The organism is Aeromicrobium stalagmiti, from assembly GCF_013283745.1.
Taxonomy (GTDB): Bacteria; Actinomycetota; Actinomycetes; order Propionibacteriales; family Nocardioidaceae; genus Aeromicrobium; species Aeromicrobium stalagmiti.
In genome coordinates this window covers 1,424,087-1,440,120 of record NZ_JABSTZ010000001.1, presented here as the reverse complement: position 1 = coordinate 1,440,120, position 16,034 = coordinate 1,424,087, and the positions used below count along the sequence as shown (strand labels likewise).

The following is a 16,034-nucleotide window of genomic DNA, read 5'->3' as shown; positions in this document are numbered from 1 at the left end:
CGCGGCGTCAGTAGTAGTCGTCGACCTTGATCGTGACGGTCCCGCCGTCGATCGAGACCGTGCCCGACAGGTCGATCGGCACCGTGTCCTTGTAGTCCTCGGCCGGCTCGCCGTCGATGAACGACGGCGCCTTGGCGGTGACCGTGGCCGACCCCTGCACGGAGGTTGTGAAGCGCCACCCGCCCGAGAAGTCCGACTCGACGGCATAGGTCGGCGGGTCGCTGAGCGTCCACTTCACGTCTTCCAGGTCGAAGCCGTACGTCTCGTTGGGGCAGCCGTCCGGGTCTGCCTCACGCCGCGAGATGCACTCGTCCAGATAGGCCGATGCCTGGGTGGTGACCTCGGTGACCAGGGCGTCCGACGGCGCGGCCTCGAAGTCGAGGTACTCGTCGTCCGTGCCGATCGAGGCGTCCTGCGGCTCGTACACGATGAGGTCGGAGTCGCCGACCGGCTCGATGTCGTAGCGCCCGGGGAAGACCGGCAGCGTGACGCCGTCGTCGAGCCCGGAGACGTCGACCTGCTCGCCGTTGACGGTGAGCCCGGTGGCGCCGGGAGCCGTGAGCGACACCGATCCGAGCTCGGGATCGACCAGCTCCCACTCGTCGAAGACGACGAAGCGCGAGCCCGACTTCCGCAGCGTGACGTCCTGGCTCTGGTCGGCCCCGTCGAGCTGGTAGTCGACGGTGACCTCCGCCAGATCGCCCCGCGTCTCGACGTCGCCGATCTCGACGTCGGTGATGCCACCCTCGCCGATCACGTCGGCCGTCAGCAGCGCCCGCTCGTCGTCCGAGAAGTCGAGGCGGGCCAGGTCGAGCGCCTTCTCGCCGTCCCCCGCCTCGAGCGCCGCGAAGTACTCCTTGACCTGCTTCTCAGGGCCGAAGAAGAAGCCGTTCGCGACCGAGACCCCGACCACCGCGACGACAGCCAGCACGGCGAGGCCGGCGATCCCGACGAGGATCTTGCGCGTGCGGGGGTCCAGCGGAGCGGCCGGTGCCGTGGGCGGGACGACTGCGGGACCGGTGGAGGCCTGCGCCGTCGCTGCTGTCCCGGTGGGGGCCGGCGCGACGGCGATCTCGGCAGGCTTGCCGACCGCCCGCTCCACCCAGGCCGGCGGCAGGGCGCCCGCGAGCGCCGGCGCGACGGTGCGCGCGAGCAGCTCGGCCAGCGCGCCCCAGGCGGCGAGCACGAGCACGAACCAGATCGCCGGGCCGAACGATGCGGAGCCGCTCGCCCCGAACGACGATCCGACCCCCGTCGACGCCGTGCCGAGGAAGGTGAGCGCACCACCGACGAGTCCGTACACGACCGCGGCCCAGACCCAGTGGGACGTCGTCCGCGGCGCCGCCTTGCCTCGTTCGTGCAGGACCACGGAGGCGGCGAGGGTCGCCACGACGGCGAAGGCGAGCAGCAGCCAGAAGATGGCGTCGACGCCGTCGGAGAACAGCCAGAGATGGTCGGAGTCGCCCTCCGACTCGCCGAGGAACTCACCGGCGCCCGCGAACCGCAGCGCACCGAGGTGTCCCAGCGTGAGGGCATAGACCACGACGTTTCCGGCAGCGGCCGGAACGGCGATCAGCAGGCTCGCATCGCCCTCGATCACCAGCCAGATCACCGCGGCGGGGATCGTGAGCGCCGAGAACACCACGAGGTGCGTCAGCACTCCCCGCCACGCACCGCGGGCAGCGAGCGGGATCGAGGCCGCGCTCGGCCACGTGCTCCAGGCCCGGCGGCCCAGAAGGGCCGTGACCGTCACGCCGAGCAGGCCGAAGAGCACGAGCTCGATCCGACCCGCCCCGATCGACGTGCCGTCGCCGCCCTCGGAGTAGGAGACCTTGAGCACGAAGGCCAGCAGCCAGCCGATCGCGACGAACGACACCGCGGTCGCGGCGGCGAGGCTCACCGCGCCCGTCGTCGACGTGGTCGGCGATGCCGACTCGTCACGTCGGGACAATCGGAAGACCGCCACCAGCGCGATGGCCAGGATCGTGAGGATCGGCGCCGTGGTGGCGAACGTCCCGGTGAAGGCATAGTCGTCGCCGCCCGAGCTCGCCGAGAGCACCGCTGGGCTGCGGAACGCCATCGCCACGATCTGTCCGGGCGCCGTGAGCAGCCACCAGTACGACACGTCGGCGCCGGCGTCCTCGAGCTGCGCGACCCCGATCGCCAGGAGCGTGGTCGCAAGTCCGGCGACCCACGCCACGGCATAGGCCATGGCGCCGACCCGCAGCGCTGAGACCAGACCGGTGGGAGTGACGTCGAGCGTGGTCCAGATGTCGCTTGAGGGTTGAGGCGGCGTGCTCGGTGGTGTGGCGGTCGGTGGTGTTGTAGTCGGTGGCGTGCTCGGTGAGGTCGGGCTGGCGGCCGTGCCGTCGTCATCGGTCATGTGGTCCCCCTGGGTTCGCGACACCCTCTCAACGATCGGGTGGGCGATCGGGCTACGAAAGAATCCGTCTCATTATTCGAACAGGTGTTCGACAGCAGCCAGACGAGCGACTAGGCTGGAACCAGCGTCGACCACCGTGGTCGGGTTTCACACACGCATCCTGCGTCTTCAAACCGTCAACGCTGACGATGGCCCCCAGGATGCGTATGTCTGCCCAGCTCTCGACCGATCTCGGTCAGCTCCCTCACCCGTTGGCGGGTGGGGTCGCAGCGATCGAGGACGCGTTGGACCGGATGCCGGTCGAGGCGTGGGACGGGCTCGCGTCGACCGAGGTCAGGTCGCTGGTCGAGCGGATGATGCGGGTCGAGGCGCGGCTCAAGGCACACCAGATCGCCGGCACCCGCGTCCTGGAGGCCTCGGGCCTGGCCCAGCAGATGGGCGCCCGGTCGACCGGCGCCCTGCTGGCCGGCAGCTTCGGCGCCGACAAGACCGGCGGTGATCGCATGGTCAGGGCGGGCGAGGCGCTCAAGAGCTCGCCCCGCACCGAGCAGGCCATGGCCGCCGGAGACCTGTCGCAGCCGCAGGCCGAGATCATCGCGCGGGCCGTGGCCGATCTGCCCGACACCACGACGCCCGAGCAGCGTCAGGCGTGCGAGGACACGCTCGCTGGCGACGCCCAGAAGTACTCCCTCAAGGACCTGCGATCACGGTCGAAGCGGATCACCGACCAGTTCCTGCCCGAGCCCGAGGTCGACCAGGGCGAGAACGACTCCCTGCAGGCGCAGGAGAAGCGCGCCTGGGCGAAGTCGGAGTTCTGGATGCGTCCCAACGGCGACGGCACCACGACCGGTGGGTTCACGCTGCCCGACGCACAGGCCGACATGCTCGACACCGCGATCAAGGCCGTGTCCGCACCGCGCCGCGACCACCTGCGAGACCACCCGGGGGCCCAGGCCGACGATCACGGCCACACCGACGCCCGCAGCGCCGAGGGTGACGCCTCGTCGACGATCTACGACCGCGAGCTCGACTACCGCACCCGCCTGGGCATGGGCTTCGCCGAGGTCTGCTCGCGCCTGCCCGGCCATCTGCTGCCCGGGCGATCGGGCCTCGGAGCGACGCTGATGGTCCACCTCGACTACGACACCCTCCTGCACGGCATCAAGGCCGCGACCCTGTCGACCGGCACGCGCATCTCCGCCTCCCAGGCCCGCCACATGGCCTGCAACCTCGGCATCATCCCGCAGGTCTTCAACGGCTCGACGATCCCCGTCGACCACGGTCACGAGCAGCGCTTCTTCACCAAGGCCCAGAAGCAGGACATGTCGGCCAGGGACGGCGGCTGCACCGCGCCGGGCTGCGACAAACCACCCGAGGACTGCGAGGGCCACCACTGGCGACAGCAGTGGGCCCACGGAGCCACCACCACCTTGGCCGACGGCGTCCTCATCTGCGCCTTCCACCACCGAAGAGCCCACCAGGACAGCTGGCAGGCTCGTCTCGGGCCCACCGGTCACATCCAGTGGAAGCGCCCCGGCGACACCGCTTGGCAGCAGAACCACCGCTGGCGACCCTGAGCCACCGCAACCTCAGGAGAGCTCTGCCCTCACCTCGGCGAGCGCCAGCCTCTGGGCCGAGTCGAAGTCCAGGCTGCCCTTGAAGGGCGACAACAGGATGACCACCGTGGCGTAGTTCCGCTGCTCCCACGCGACCTCGGCAAGCCTCACCATCTCTGCCTTGCCGGCACGGCGACGGCGGAAGAAGGCGGGACGCCACGTCGAGGCCCGAGGGAGTGCGGGCCGCTTCATGCGTCCACCCGCGCGCGAGACCTCGTCCACGGCCAGGTCAGCAGCGCCCAGACGACGGCGACGATCGCGATCTCGAGCACGACGTAGAGCGGCCACGGTCCGAGGTAGTCGAGCAGCGACGCGTTCTTCGGCAGCCGGTTGAGATAGCCGTAGTTCGTGCCGGCGACCACGTTGAAGACATACGCACTGACCGCCCAGCCCAGCGTCACCGCGACCGTCTGCCGGTACGTGCGCCACGTCGGCAGGATGCGCAGGCCCACGACGAGGAAGAACGAGGCCCACACGATCAGCACGTGCATGCCCCAGAACATGAGGAACCGTGGCTCGGGGAAGTCAGAGGCGAGGTCGGGCGTGAGCATCCCCTGGGTCGTGAGCGTGATGCCCCACAGATAGGTGATGGTCGAGGTCAGCCGGTTGCGGGTCCAGAGCGCGTGAGCCGCGAACATCCACGCCAGGTCGCACAGCTGGAACGGCAGCGAGGTCTGCAGGTTCCACTCGTCAGGGGTGAGCTGCAGGATCTGCAGCGGGATCGTGATGCCCATCAGGGCCACCGCGAACGTCCGACGCACCCGCTGCTCGGCCGGCTGACCGGCGAGTCGGCGCCCGGCGACGATCACCACGGCGACCCCCGCGACGAAGATCGCGAGGACGACGAGGTGCGACGAGCTGTACGACTCGAACCGCTCCCCCGCCGCCAACGTCATGCCGCGAGGGTAGTCGACCTACCCCTTGCCCTGCGCCAGCTCCGACACGTGGTTCCACTTCTGCCACGTGGCGAGGCGCTGCTCGTAGTCCGCCTTGGCGATGCCGAGCGGCGCCGTTCCGAAGAAGACGCGCAGCGGGGGCTCGTCGGCGTCGACGACCTCGAGGATGGCCTGGGCCGACGCCTGCGGGTCGCCGGGGGTGGCGTTGCGGCTCGCTCGGCCCTGCATCGTCTTCTCGCGGAACGCCTCGTAGGCCGGATTCTGCTCGGAGTGCGAGGCCGAGTCGCCGCTCCAGTCGGTCGAGAAGCCGCCGGGCTCGACGAGCGTGACGTGGATGCCGAAGTCGGCAACCTCCTGGGCGAGAGCCTGCGAGAAGCCCTCGAGGGCCCACTTCGAGGCGTGGTAGATGCCGACCAGCGGGAAGGCCGAGATGCCGCCGATCGACGACACCTGGATGACGTGGCCACTGCTCTGGTCGCGCAGGAACGGCAGGGCCGCCTGGGTCACCCAGAGCGCACCGAACAGGTTCGTCTCGATCTGGGCGCGGGCCTCGGCCTCGGAGATCTCCTCGATGAAGCCGAAGTGGCCGTAGCCGGCGTTGTTGATGACGACGTCGAGGCGGCCGAAGTGCTCGTGTGCCTGGGCGACGGCGGCGAAGTCGGCGTCGTGGTCGTTGACGTCGAGCTGGATCGGCAGGATCGCGTCGCCGAACTTCTCGACCAGGTCGTCCAGCGAGGACGTGTCGCGGGCCGTGGCGGCGACCTTGTCACCCCGCTCGAGAGCGGCGATGCTCCACTCCCGACCGAAGCCGCGCGACGCACCGGTGATGAACCAGATCTTGGAGGCGTTGTCAGTCATGCTCTCGACGCTACGACCTGGAGCGCACTCCAGCACAACTCGAAAGGGGCTCAGACGACCTCGGGAACCGTCAAGAACGTCACCGCGAAGTCGGCGTCGGCCGTGAACGGCACGAGGTCCCACGTCGCGAAGCGCTGCTCGATCACGAGCCCCGCCGCCTCGACGTCAGCGTCGAAGGCCTCGAGGGCATACTCGCGATCGGTCGCGAACCCGATGATGATCCGCCCGCCGGGGCGTACCGCCGCGCGCAGGGAGCCGAGCACCGCCTGCTCGGTGCCGGGGGCCACGAACACCATGACGTTGCCCGCGACGACCGCGACGTCGAAGAGGTCCTCGACGATCGACTCGTCGTCGAGGGCGAGCGTCGAGAGGTCGGCCACGAGCCACCGGGGGCCCGGGTGGTCCTCCTGCGCCGCGGCGATCAGCACCGGGTCGGCGTCGACGCCGACGACCGTGTGCCCGCGGGCGTGCAGCTCGGCGCCGACACGGCCCGGACCGCACCCGGCGTCGAGCACTCGCGAGCCCGGGGCGATCGCAGCGTCCACCAGTCGTGCCTCTCCCGCCAGGTCGGCGCCCTCGGCGGCCATCGTGCGGAAGCGGTCGACGTACCACTTCGAGTGGCCGTCCTTGGTCTCGGTGAACCAGCGGGGGCGGTCGGTCATGCGCCCATCGTCGCCCACCGGCCCTGACGGGCGTACTCTCGGCTGGTGAACGAGACCCAGCGCGGCGCGGCCTTCGGCGTCGCGGCCTACCTCTGCTGGGGCTTCTTCCCCCTCTACTGGCCGCTGCTGGAGCCGGCCGGCTCGCTCGAGGTGCTCGCGCACCGCTTCGTGTGGTCGATGGCGTTCGTGCTCGTGCTGATCACGGTGATGGGCAAGTGGGGCGCCTTCCGCGCCATCGCCCGCAACCGCCGGCTGATGCTGATCCTCGCCGCTGCGTCGGTCGTCATCGCCGGCAACTGGGGCGGCTTCATCTACGGCGTCACCAACGGCCACGTCATCGAGACGTCGCTGGGCTACTTCATCAACCCCCTCGTGACCGTCATGCTCGGCGTCTTCGTGCTCAAGGAGACGATGCGGCCCGCTCAGTGGTGCGCGGTCGGCATCGGGACGATCGCGGTGGTCGTGCTGACCGTCGACTACGGCCGGCTGCCCTGGGTCGCGCTGCTCGTCGCGTTCACGTTCGCCGCCTACGGGTTCTTGAAGAAGAAGGCCGACATCGGCACGTTCGAGGGCCTCGGCATGGAGACCGCGATCCTGTTCCCGGTCGCACTGGGCTTCCTGGTCGTGCTGCAGCTGCGGGGCGAGCTCACGTTCGGCCACGAGGGGCCCGGCAACGTTGCCCTGCTCGTGGGCACGGGCGTCGTCACGGCGATCCCTCTGCTCCTGTTCGGCGCTGCCGCGACGCGCCTCTCGCTGACGACGATCGGGCTGCTGCAGTACCTCGGACCGATCATCCAGTTCATCACCGGCCTGACGATCTTCGACGAGGAGATGACCGGCGCCCGCTGGGCCGGGTTCGTCCTGGTCTGGGCGGCGCTCGTGATCTTCACGACCGACGCCGTGCTGAGCCGGCGGCGGCTCCTGCGGCAGACCGCAGAGGCCACCGCCATCTAGCACCGGCGAGGAGTGCAGGCCTCCGCGCCCGCGCAGCACCACCCCGGATGGAGGGAACGGGCTGAGGGTCGGCCCACCGGGGTGGGTCACGCTGGGCGCGGAGGCAGTCTGTGGGGGCGGCCTACTTCGAGACCCTGCTCGTCTTGGGACTGGTGCGGACCGCCGTCGTGTAGCCCGTCAGGGTGCCGGTCACCCGGACGCTGACGCGCTTGCCGCGCGCCGACTTCGGCAGCTTGAACGTCGACCGGCTCGTCGAGCCGCCGTAGAACTTGCCGTCGAGCATCCAGCGATAGGTCTTCCTGACGTCGTACGGGCTCCAGCCGAGCGTGCGCACCGACACCGTGTACCCGACCTTCGTCCGCCCGCTGATGCCGGGCGAGGTGGTCGTGATCCTGCCCTTGGCCACGGCCGCCGTCGGCGCCGTCGTGCGCGACGTCGTGGTGTAGCCGGCCAGCTCACCCGAGACCGTCACGGTGATCTTCTTGCCGGCGGCCGTCCCGGGAATCGTGAAGAGGCGGCTGGTGCCCTTGGAGGCCGCCACGCCGTCCACCTTCCACTGATAGGTGAAGCTGGCTCCGACCGGCGACCACCCGGTCGTGCTGGCGGTGAGCTGCTCCCCCACGGTCGGGGTGCCCTTGATCGTCGGGTCAAGGCCGCCCATCCCGCCCTCGCCGATCATCACGGGGTCGCTCGTCCTGGTCAGCGGGAAGTAGCCCGACTTCGCGCCGGTCACCTCGACGGAGATCCGCCGGCCGACGTCGGTCGTCTTGGTCGTGTAGGTCGAGGTGATGGAGCTGCCGATCACCTCTCCGTCGCGCTTCCACTGATAGGTGAACTTGTCGGGCACCGGGCTCCACGTGCCCGGCAGCGCCGTCAGCGTGGCCCCGACGGCGGTGGTGCCGGAGATGGTCGGCGTGTCGGCCGACGTCATCTCCTGCAGCAGCACCGGGCCGTACTGCGGGCTGGTCTTGGTGGCATCGGCGAAGCCGCTGCGCTTGGCGGTGACCTTGACGCTGATGATCTTGCCCGCCTCGGACGCAGTGAGCCGCAGCACCTGGCCGGTCGCACCGGAGATCTGGCTGGTGCCGGCGTACCACTGGATCGAGTGGGAGTCCGGTCGCGGCGTGAATGACGGAACCTGCACCGTCACGTCGCCGCCGACCTCGAAGGCGCCCGTCACGGTCGGCTCCTCCGCGGTGAACGCGCCGTCCTGGATCGGCAGTGTCACGTACCACTGGTCGGGCGAGGCCGACTGGGGGAAGGTCTCGCTGCGATAGCCGTCCTTGACGCCGGTCACGCGCGCCATCAGGCAGTAGTTCTTGTCGACGTTGGTCGGCACGTACGACTGCCGGTCGGCATCAGGGATCGCTGTCCAGTTGGCGAGGCTCGTCTTGTAGCAGTCACTGGTGTAGGGCATCTTGTTGCGGTACCAGCGGAACCGCAGCTCGACGGGCTGGGCGAACCAGCCGTTGGACGGGTCGTCGTACTTCTCGACGACGTCCTCGGTCGACCGGTCGGGATCGAGGGTGAGGGTGTTGCCGACGCCGCGGTAGCCGTCGATGCGGGCCTTGCCGGTCGAGATCCCGGTGTCGGCGCTGACGTCGAACGAGCAGGCCTGCGTGAGCCGCACGCTGTCGACCAGTGCTGCGGAGTCGAGCCTGCCGTTGTTGGCGTCGGCGATCGTCACGGTGACGGTGCCACCTGCCGCGGAGATCGGCACCTCCGCGGTGTCGCGGGTCGTGAAGTAGTCGAAGGGCGTGGCGCCCGCGGGCAGGCGGGGCTGCTCGATCGTGCCGTGCAGGGGGTCGCTCGAGTCGCCGGGGCTGTGCCAGTAGTTGACGGCGTTGACCGTGTAGTCGACGTCGTCTGCCAGGACGCCGGACTCGTTGATGTAGGCACCTCCGCGGTTCCTGGCCCGCTCCGTCGCGTCGCCCGCGAGCTTGACCGAGAGGTAGTCGCTGGGGCTGGCAGCCGTGTAGGTGTGGACCCGCTCCTCGGTCGCCATCGAGAAGTCGACCAGCAGGCAACGCATGACGCTCTGTGGCGCGACGTCGAGCGTCAGGGTGGTCGTGTCGGGCCCGGCAACGCCGAGATCGGTGCTCGGCTGGTCGTTGGGCACGCTCGACGAGAAGGCATCGGCCGCCAGACCCGTCGAGAGCACGACATAGCTGTCACCTTTGGAGGGGAGGTCGTTGAACGCCACCGTCGGATCGACCAGCTGATCAACGACGGCGTACGACAGTGGGTCCGCCGGCGCGGAGACGGTGACGTCCTCCGGGGCGTCGAGGGCCACCGCGAGCGCCTCCGGACTGGGCGGCGCCGCTGATGCGGGCGACGTGCTGAGCATGGTCAGCCCGGACAGGACGAGCACCAGTGCTGCACTGGCGCCGACGGCACGACGAGACATGTGTGACTCCCTCACGCCCCGCCGCGGTTGACGCCGCGGCCTGGGCAACTCCCTCTTCAGCGCCCGGCACGCACTCCCATACGTGGACCCGGGAACTCTCCCACTCGGCAGTCTAGGGACGAAAGTCCCACCGCGGAGGAGGTTTGGGACAGATCGTCCCGAGGTGGCTCAGCCCAGGCGGGTGACGACGGTGTCGCACAGCGCCTGCAGCGCCTCACGGGCCGGCGAGGCCGGCAGCTTGGCGAGCAGGACGCTCGCGGCGTCGGCCTCGGCCTGGACGTAGGAGCGCGCCTCGTCGAGGGCCGGGTGGACCCGCAGCAGGGCGAGCGCCTCCGCGTGCTCGGCGTCGTCGGTGAGTGGACGACCGAGCAGGGTGCGCAGGCGCTCGCTCCCGGCGTCTGTCGACCGCAGCGCGATGAGGGTCGGCAGCGTCGGGACGCCCTCGCGCAGGTCGGTGCCGGGCGTCTTGCCCGAGTCGCCGGTCTCGCTGGCGATGTCGATGATGTCGTCGGCCAGCTGGAACGCCGCACCGATGCGCTCGCCGAACTCGGTGAGCGTCTCCTGGACGTCGTCAGGAGCACCCGACATCTTGGCGCCGAACAGCGCCGCGGTCGCGATGAGCGAGCCGGTCTTGTCGGCCACGACCGCGAGGTAGTGGGCGAGCGCGTCCTCGTCGTCGGCGGGACCGATCGTCTCGCGGATCTGCCCCTGCACGAGGCGCGAGAACGTGCGGGCCTGGATGCGGACCGCCTCGGGCCCGAGGTATGACACCAGCTCGGATGCCTGGGCGAACAGGTAGTCGCCGACCAGGATCGCGACCGAGTTGCCCCACCGGTCGTTGGCGCTGGGGGCTCCGCGGCGCTTGTCGGCCTCGTCCATGACGTCGTCGTGGTAGAGCGTCGCGAGGTGGGTCAGCTCGACCACGACGGCCGAACGAGCGACGTCGGGCTCGGCCGGCGTGCCGAACTCGGCGCTGAGCATGACCAGCAGCGGCCGGAACCGCTTGCCACCGGCGTTGAGCAGGTGGGCCGCCGCCTCGGACACCAGCGCGTCAGGGCTCTCGACCGCGGCCGAGAGCTGCCGCTCGACGTCCTCGACACCGGCCAGCACCCGTGCTTCCAGTGCGGCGTCGGTGAACGAGACACCCAGAGTGGACACGCAGTGCTCCTAGGAGGAAGTCCGGCACATCGGTCGGAAAGTGGTCAGCGCACGAAGGCGCCCGCGTGCTGCGCCAGATCCAGCACCGGTCCCGGAATGATACCGAGTCCGACCGTGCCCAGCGCGGCGATGATGATGACCACGGTAGTCAGCAGGCTCGGGACCGCGACCGTCGGGCCGTCGCCGACGGGATCGGTGAAGAACATCAGGACGATGACGCGCACGTAGAAGTAGGCGGCCAGCGCGCTGACGAGCACACCGATGACCACGAGCCACCAGAAGCCGCCGGAGTAGGCCGCGCTGAACACGCCCCACTTGCCGATGAAGCCACCCGTCAGCGGGATGCCGGCGAACGACAGCATGAAGAGCGCGAACGCCCCCGCGAGCCAGGGTGACTTCTTTCCCAGACCCGCCCACTTCGACAGGTGAGTCGTCTCGCCTCCGGAGTCACGAACGAGCGTGACGATGGCAAACGCGCCGATCGACGAGATGCCGTAGACCGTCAGGTAGAACAGCGTGCTCGAGACGGAGGTGACCCGGTCGGACCCGGCGACGCCCGCATAGGCGCCGACGAAGCCGACGAGCAGGAAGCCCGCGTGGGCGATCGACGAGTAGGCCAGCATGCGCTTGACGTCGGTCTGCGAGATCGAGACCACGGCTCCGAGGAACATCGTGATGATCGCGATCGCCACGATCATCGGCCGCCAGTCCCACTGCGACCCACCGAAGGCCACGAAGAACACCCGCAGCAGGGCGATGAACGCCGCCGCCTTGGTGCCGGCAGCCATGAACGCGGTGACCGGGGTCGGGGCCCCCTGGTAGACGTCGGGCGTCCACGTGTGGAACGGCGCAGCGCCGATCTTGAACAGCAGGCCCACCGCGATCAGCGCGATCGAGGCGAGCAGCATGTTCTCGCTGCCGGAGCGGTTGCTGACGGCGGTGTCGATCGCCGAGAGCTCGAAGCTGCCGGCGTAGCCGTAGGCCAGCGCGATGCCGTAGAGGAAGAAGACCGACGAGAAGGCGCCGAGCAGGAAGTACTTGAGCGCCGCCTCCTGGCTGAGCAGCCGGCGACGCCGCGCGAGGCCGCACAGCAGATAGAGCGGGAGCGACAGCACCTCGAGCGCGACGAACATCGTCAGCAGGTCGTTCGACGTCGCGAACAGCATCATGCCGACGAGGGCGAACAGCGCCAGCGGGAAGACCTCGGTGTGCTCGACGCGGAGCTTGATCGCCTCGGCCTCCGAGGCAGAGCCCGGGGCGTCCGCGGCGCGTCCCGTGAACGCGCTCATGCCGCCCTCGAGGCGGCGCTCGGCGAACAGCAGCATGCTGAGCAGGCCGAACACGAGCAGGATGCCCCACGTGAAGACGCCGGGACCGTCGACCGAGAGCGCGCCCTCGGCGGCGACCTTGCCGCGGGCGACGAGGTCGGCATCGACCTTGTCGAGGTCGGTGTAGACCCAGACGGTGTCGGCCAGCGCGGCGATGATGCCGACGACGGCCACGACGACCTGGGTCCAGAAGCGGGTCGCGCGGGGCCAGAACGCCTCGATGATGACGCCGAGCACGGCGGCACCGGCGATGATGAACAGCGGGCCCAGCAGGGCGTACTCGATCTCCGGTGCCTTGATGGGAGGCAGGTCGGTCGCGGTGATGAGGGTCTTCATCAGTGACCTCCTTCCTCTTCAGCGGGCGCATCGACGATCGTGGGCGACTTCGGGGCGGGGTCGGACTTGCCGCCGTTGCTGCCGACATGGCTCATGACCGTGTCGATCGCCGGTGAGATCGCGTTGAGCATCGGCTGCGGGAAGAAGCCCAGGCCGATGATCAGGACGATCGCCGGGGTCAGGGCCGCGATCTCGCGGGGCTCGAGGTCGGTGACTCCCTCGGTGCCCTCCTTGAGCGGTCCGGTCATGGTGCGCTGGTACATGATCAGGATGTAGAGCGCGGCCAGCACGATGCCCAGCGTCGCGACGGCGGCGGCCGGGATCGACCGGGTGAAGGTGCCCGCGAGCACGAGGAACTCCGAGACGAACGGCGCGAGGCCCGGCAGCGAGAGGCTCGACAGGCCGGCGATGAGCAGGACGCCCGAGAGGATCGGGGCGATCTTCTGCACGCCGCCGAAGTCGGAGATCCGGGCCGAGCCGCGGCGGGCGATCATGATGCCCGTGACGAGGAACAGCGCCGCGGTCGAGAGGCCGTGGTTGAACATGTAGAGCGTCGCGCCGGCCATCGAGGTCGTCGTGAAGGCGAAGATGCCCAGGATGATGAAGCCGAAGTGCGACACCGACGTGAACGCGATGAGCCGGCGGATGTCGTCCTGGCCGATCGCGAGCAGCGCGCCGTAGACGATGCTGATGACCGCGAGCACGATGATCACCGGGCTGGCCCAGTCGGCTGCCTCGGGGAACAGGCCGACGCACCAGATGATCATGCCGAAGGTGCCGATCTTGTCGACCACGCTGACCATCAGCACCGAGGTGCCGGGGGTCGCCTGGCCGGCCGCGTCGGGCAGCCAGGTGTGCAGCGGGAACAGCGGCGCCTTGATCGCGAACGCCGCCATGAAGCCGAGGAAGAGCAGGCGCTCCGTGGTCTGGCTGTAGTCGAGGTCCTGCAGGTCGCTGAGGAGGTACGACGCCTCGCCCTGGCGCGAGCTGACGACGTAGAGGCCGACGATCGCGGCCAGCATCAGCAGGCCGCCGACCAGGTTGTAGATGAGGAACTTCACCGCGGCGTACGAGCGGTTGGGGCCGCCGAACGTGCCGATCAGGAAGTAGAGCGGGATCAGCGTGGCCTCGAACAGGACGTAGAACAAGAAGGCGTCCGTCGCCGAGAAGGCGCCGATCGCGAGACCCTCGACCGCGAGCATCCACGCAAAGTAGGCGTTGGTGCTCCTGGGGTCGGGCAGCCGGTCGCCGAAGGCGGCCAGCAGCACGATCGGTGTGAGCACGGTGGTCAGCAGCACCAGCGTGATGCCGATGCCGTTGACGCCGACGGCGTAGTGGGCACCGAAGGCGCTGATCCACTCGTGCGTCGAGGTCAGCTGGTAGCCGCCGGACTCCGGGTCGAACTTCGCGAGAGCCACCAGCGAGAGCGCGAGGGTGATCAGCGAGACGCCGAGGGCGACGGTCTTGGCCCGCAGGTGCGAGCCGGTCTCCCGCGGCAGGAGCGCAAGGATCAGCGCACCTGCGATCGGGGTCGCAGCGAGGATCGTCAGGATCATGCGAGGGTCACCGCCAGGAGGCACAGGACGAGGATGGCGACGCCACCGAACATCGTGAGGGCATAGGAACGGACGAAGCCGGTCTGCGGCTTGCGGAGGAACTGCGACGTCTCGCCGAGCCGGTCGGCGAGACCGGTGACGAAGCCGTCGATGCCCTTGCCGTCGAGCCAGACCAGGAACCGGGTGAGGTGGGTCGTGGGACGGACGACGACCGCGTCGTTGATCTGGTTGCCGTAGAGCTCGTGGCGACCGGCGCGGGTGAACACCGACACCGAGCTGTCAGCGGGCGTCTCGGCCGCGATGGGCTTCGTGCCGTACGTGAAGTAGCCGAGCGCGACACCCGACGCGGCGACCAGCGTGATGATGCCGGTCAGGGCGATCGCGGGGATCGCGAGCTCGTGGTGCTCGCCCTCGCCGACGACCGGCTCGAGCCACTCGACGATCCAGTCGCCGACCAGGAGCAGACCACCGAGCAGCGACAGGGCGCCGAGCGCGATGAGCGGGTAGGTCATCACCTTGGGCGACTCGTGCGGGTGGACGTCGTCCTTCCAGCGCTTGTCGCCGAAGAAGGTCATCATCATCAGGCGCGTCATGTAGAACGCCGTGACACCGGCTCCGAGCAGGGCGCCGAGGCCGACCCAGAGGTTCTCGCCGAACGCCGTCTCGATGATCTTGTCCTTGGACCAGAAGCCGGAGAAGCCGGGGAACCCGATGATCGCGAGGTAGCCGAGGGCGAAGGTCGCGAACGTGATGGGCATGGCCTTGCGGAGGGCGCCGTAGTGCCGCATGTCGACGTCGTCGTTCATGCCGTGCATGACCGAGCCGGCGCCGAGGAACATGTTGGCCTTGAAGAAGCCGTGGGTGATGAGGTGGAAGATCGCGAACGGGTAGCCCGCGGGGCCGAGGCCCGCGGCGAGCATCATGTAGCCGATCTGGCTCATGGTCGAGCCGGCGAGCGCCTTCTTGATGTCGTCCTTGGCGCAGCCGATCCAGGCACCTGCGAGCAGCGTGACGAGGCCGACGATCATGACCGCGGTGCGGGCGGCCTCGGACGAGTCGAAGACGCCGCCGGAGCGGACCACGAGGTAGACGCCGGCGGTGACCATCGTCGCGGCGTGGATGAGGGCCGAGACCGGGGTCGGGCCCTCCATCGCGTCGAGCAGCCAGCTCTGCAGCGGCACCTGGGCGGACTTGCCGCACGCGCCGAGCAGGAGCAGCAGGCCGAGCGCCGTGGCGACACCGTCGCCCGCACCCGGGGCAGCGGCGTTGACGGCGTGGATCGCCGAGGTGCCGAACTGCGCGAACATCAGCATGATCGCCAGCGCCATGCCGATGTCACCGACACGGTTGACGACGAACGCCTTCTTGGCCGCGGCCGCCGCCGAGGGCTTGTGCTGCCAGAAGCCGATCAGCAGGTAGGACGCCAGGCCGACGCCCTCCCAGCCGAGGAACAGCACGAGGTAGTCGCTGGCGAGCACGAGCGTGACCATCGCCGCGACGAAGATGTTGAGGTAGGCGAAGAAGCGGCGACGGCGAGGGTCGTGCTCCATGTAGCCGATCGAGTAGACGTGGATCAGCGTGCCCACTCCGGTGATCAGCAGGACGAACAGGCCCGACAGCTGGTCGAACGTGAAGCCCATCTCGACGTGGAACGTGCCCGTGTCGATCCACGTGAACAACGACGTGGACTGCGAGCGGGCCTCGGCGTCCTTGCCCAGCAGGGCCGCGAACAGCACGACGCCGAACAGGAACGACGCGGCCGAGGCGGCGGTGCCGATGAGGTGACCGAACCGGTCGGCCTCCTTGCCCCAGATCAGGAGCAGGGCGCCGCTGGCGAGCGGGATGGCGATGAGCAGCCACTGGAGATCGAACATCATGCC

General features: G+C 69.4%; 12 protein-coding genes. 2 read left to right on the top strand and 10 right to left on the bottom strand.

What is annotated here, in order from left to right; genetic code table 11:
* Nucleotides 1-7: 7 nt before the first annotated feature.
* Nucleotides 8-2,383 carry a zinc ribbon domain-containing protein gene (locus HQK15_RS07025; protein WP_173490660.1) on the bottom strand — a complete coding sequence of 792 codons (2,376 nt, stop codon included), beginning with the start codon at nt 2,381-2,383 and terminating at the stop codon, nt 8-10.
* Between the two features lie 206 nt (nt 2,384-2,589).
* On the opposite strand from HQK15_RS07025, the gene HQK15_RS07020 reads away from it, so the two are divergent.
* On the top strand, nt 2,590-3,960 hold the full coding sequence (locus tag HQK15_RS07020; protein ID WP_173490659.1) for an HNH endonuclease signature motif containing protein: 1,371 nt from the start codon (nt 2,590-2,592) through the stop codon (nt 3,958-3,960).
* Between the two features lie 12 nt (nt 3,961-3,972).
* Here the strand turns inward: HQK15_RS07020 and HQK15_RS07015 are convergent, their stop codons facing one another.
* The 4 genes from HQK15_RS07015 to HQK15_RS07000 are packed head-to-tail and all read right to left on the bottom strand — an operon-like array spanning nt 3,973 to nt 6,415.
* Complete coding sequence (locus HQK15_RS07015) at nt 3,973-4,191, bottom strand: hypothetical protein (protein WP_173490658.1); 219 nt, start codon at nt 4,189-4,191, stop codon at nt 3,973-3,975.
* A complete protein-coding gene (locus tag HQK15_RS07010; protein WP_173490657.1) occupies nt 4,188-4,895 on the bottom strand; it encodes a YwaF family protein in 708 nt (235 codons plus the stop codon). The genes HQK15_RS07015 and HQK15_RS07010 overlap by 4 nt, the downstream gene beginning before the upstream one ends.
* A gap of 18 nt (nt 4,896-4,913) precedes the next feature.
* The gene (locus HQK15_RS07005) at nt 4,914-5,753 is read right to left on the bottom strand and encodes an SDR family oxidoreductase (protein ID WP_173490656.1); all 840 of its coding nucleotides are present in this window, start codon (nt 5,751-5,753) and stop codon (nt 4,914-4,916) included.
* 50 nt (nt 5,754-5,803) lie between these two features.
* Nucleotides 5,804-6,415 (bottom strand): class I SAM-dependent methyltransferase, encoded by a 612-nt coding sequence (locus HQK15_RS07000; protein ID WP_173490655.1) that lies wholly within the window; start codon nt 6,413-6,415, stop codon nt 5,804-5,806.
* A 45-nt stretch (nt 6,416-6,460) separates the two neighbouring features.
* Between HQK15_RS07000 and rarD the strand changes: the two genes are divergently transcribed.
* Complete coding sequence (rarD, locus tag HQK15_RS06995) at nt 6,461-7,369, top strand: EamA family transporter RarD (RefSeq protein ID WP_173490654.1); 909 nt, start codon at nt 6,461-6,463, stop codon at nt 7,367-7,369.
* 121 nt (nt 7,370-7,490) lie between these two features.
* Here rarD and HQK15_RS06990 read toward each other — a convergent pair whose 3' ends face one another.
* The 5 genes from HQK15_RS06990 to nuoL all read right to left on the bottom strand — a co-directional run bounded on the left by HQK15_RS06990 (nt 7,491) and on the right by nuoL (nt 16,031).
* Nucleotides 7,491-9,776, bottom strand: a complete 2,286-nt coding sequence (locus HQK15_RS06990) for a hypothetical protein (RefSeq protein ID WP_173490653.1) — start codon at nt 9,774-9,776, stop codon at nt 7,491-7,493.
* 168 nt (nt 9,777-9,944) lie between these two features.
* The gene (locus HQK15_RS06985; protein ID WP_173490652.1) at nt 9,945-10,934 is read right to left on the bottom strand and encodes a polyprenyl synthetase family protein; all 990 of its coding nucleotides are present in this window, start codon (nt 10,932-10,934) and stop codon (nt 9,945-9,947) included.
* A gap of 44 nt (nt 10,935-10,978) precedes the next feature.
* Entirely contained in the window at nt 10,979-12,598 is a 1,620-nt protein-coding gene (gene nuoN, locus HQK15_RS06980; RefSeq protein ID WP_173490651.1) for an NADH-quinone oxidoreductase subunit NuoN, read from the bottom strand.
* A complete protein-coding gene (locus HQK15_RS06975) occupies nt 12,598-14,154 on the bottom strand; it encodes an NADH-quinone oxidoreductase subunit M (RefSeq protein WP_173490650.1) in 1,557 nt (518 codons plus the stop codon). The genes nuoN and HQK15_RS06975 overlap by 1 nt, the downstream gene beginning before the upstream one ends.
* Complete coding sequence (gene nuoL, locus HQK15_RS06970) at nt 14,151-16,031, bottom strand: NADH-quinone oxidoreductase subunit L (RefSeq protein WP_173490649.1); 1,881 nt, start codon at nt 16,029-16,031, stop codon at nt 14,151-14,153. Before nuoL ends, HQK15_RS06975 begins: the two co-directional genes overlap by 4 nt.
* Nucleotides 16,032-16,034: the final 3 nt, after the last annotated feature.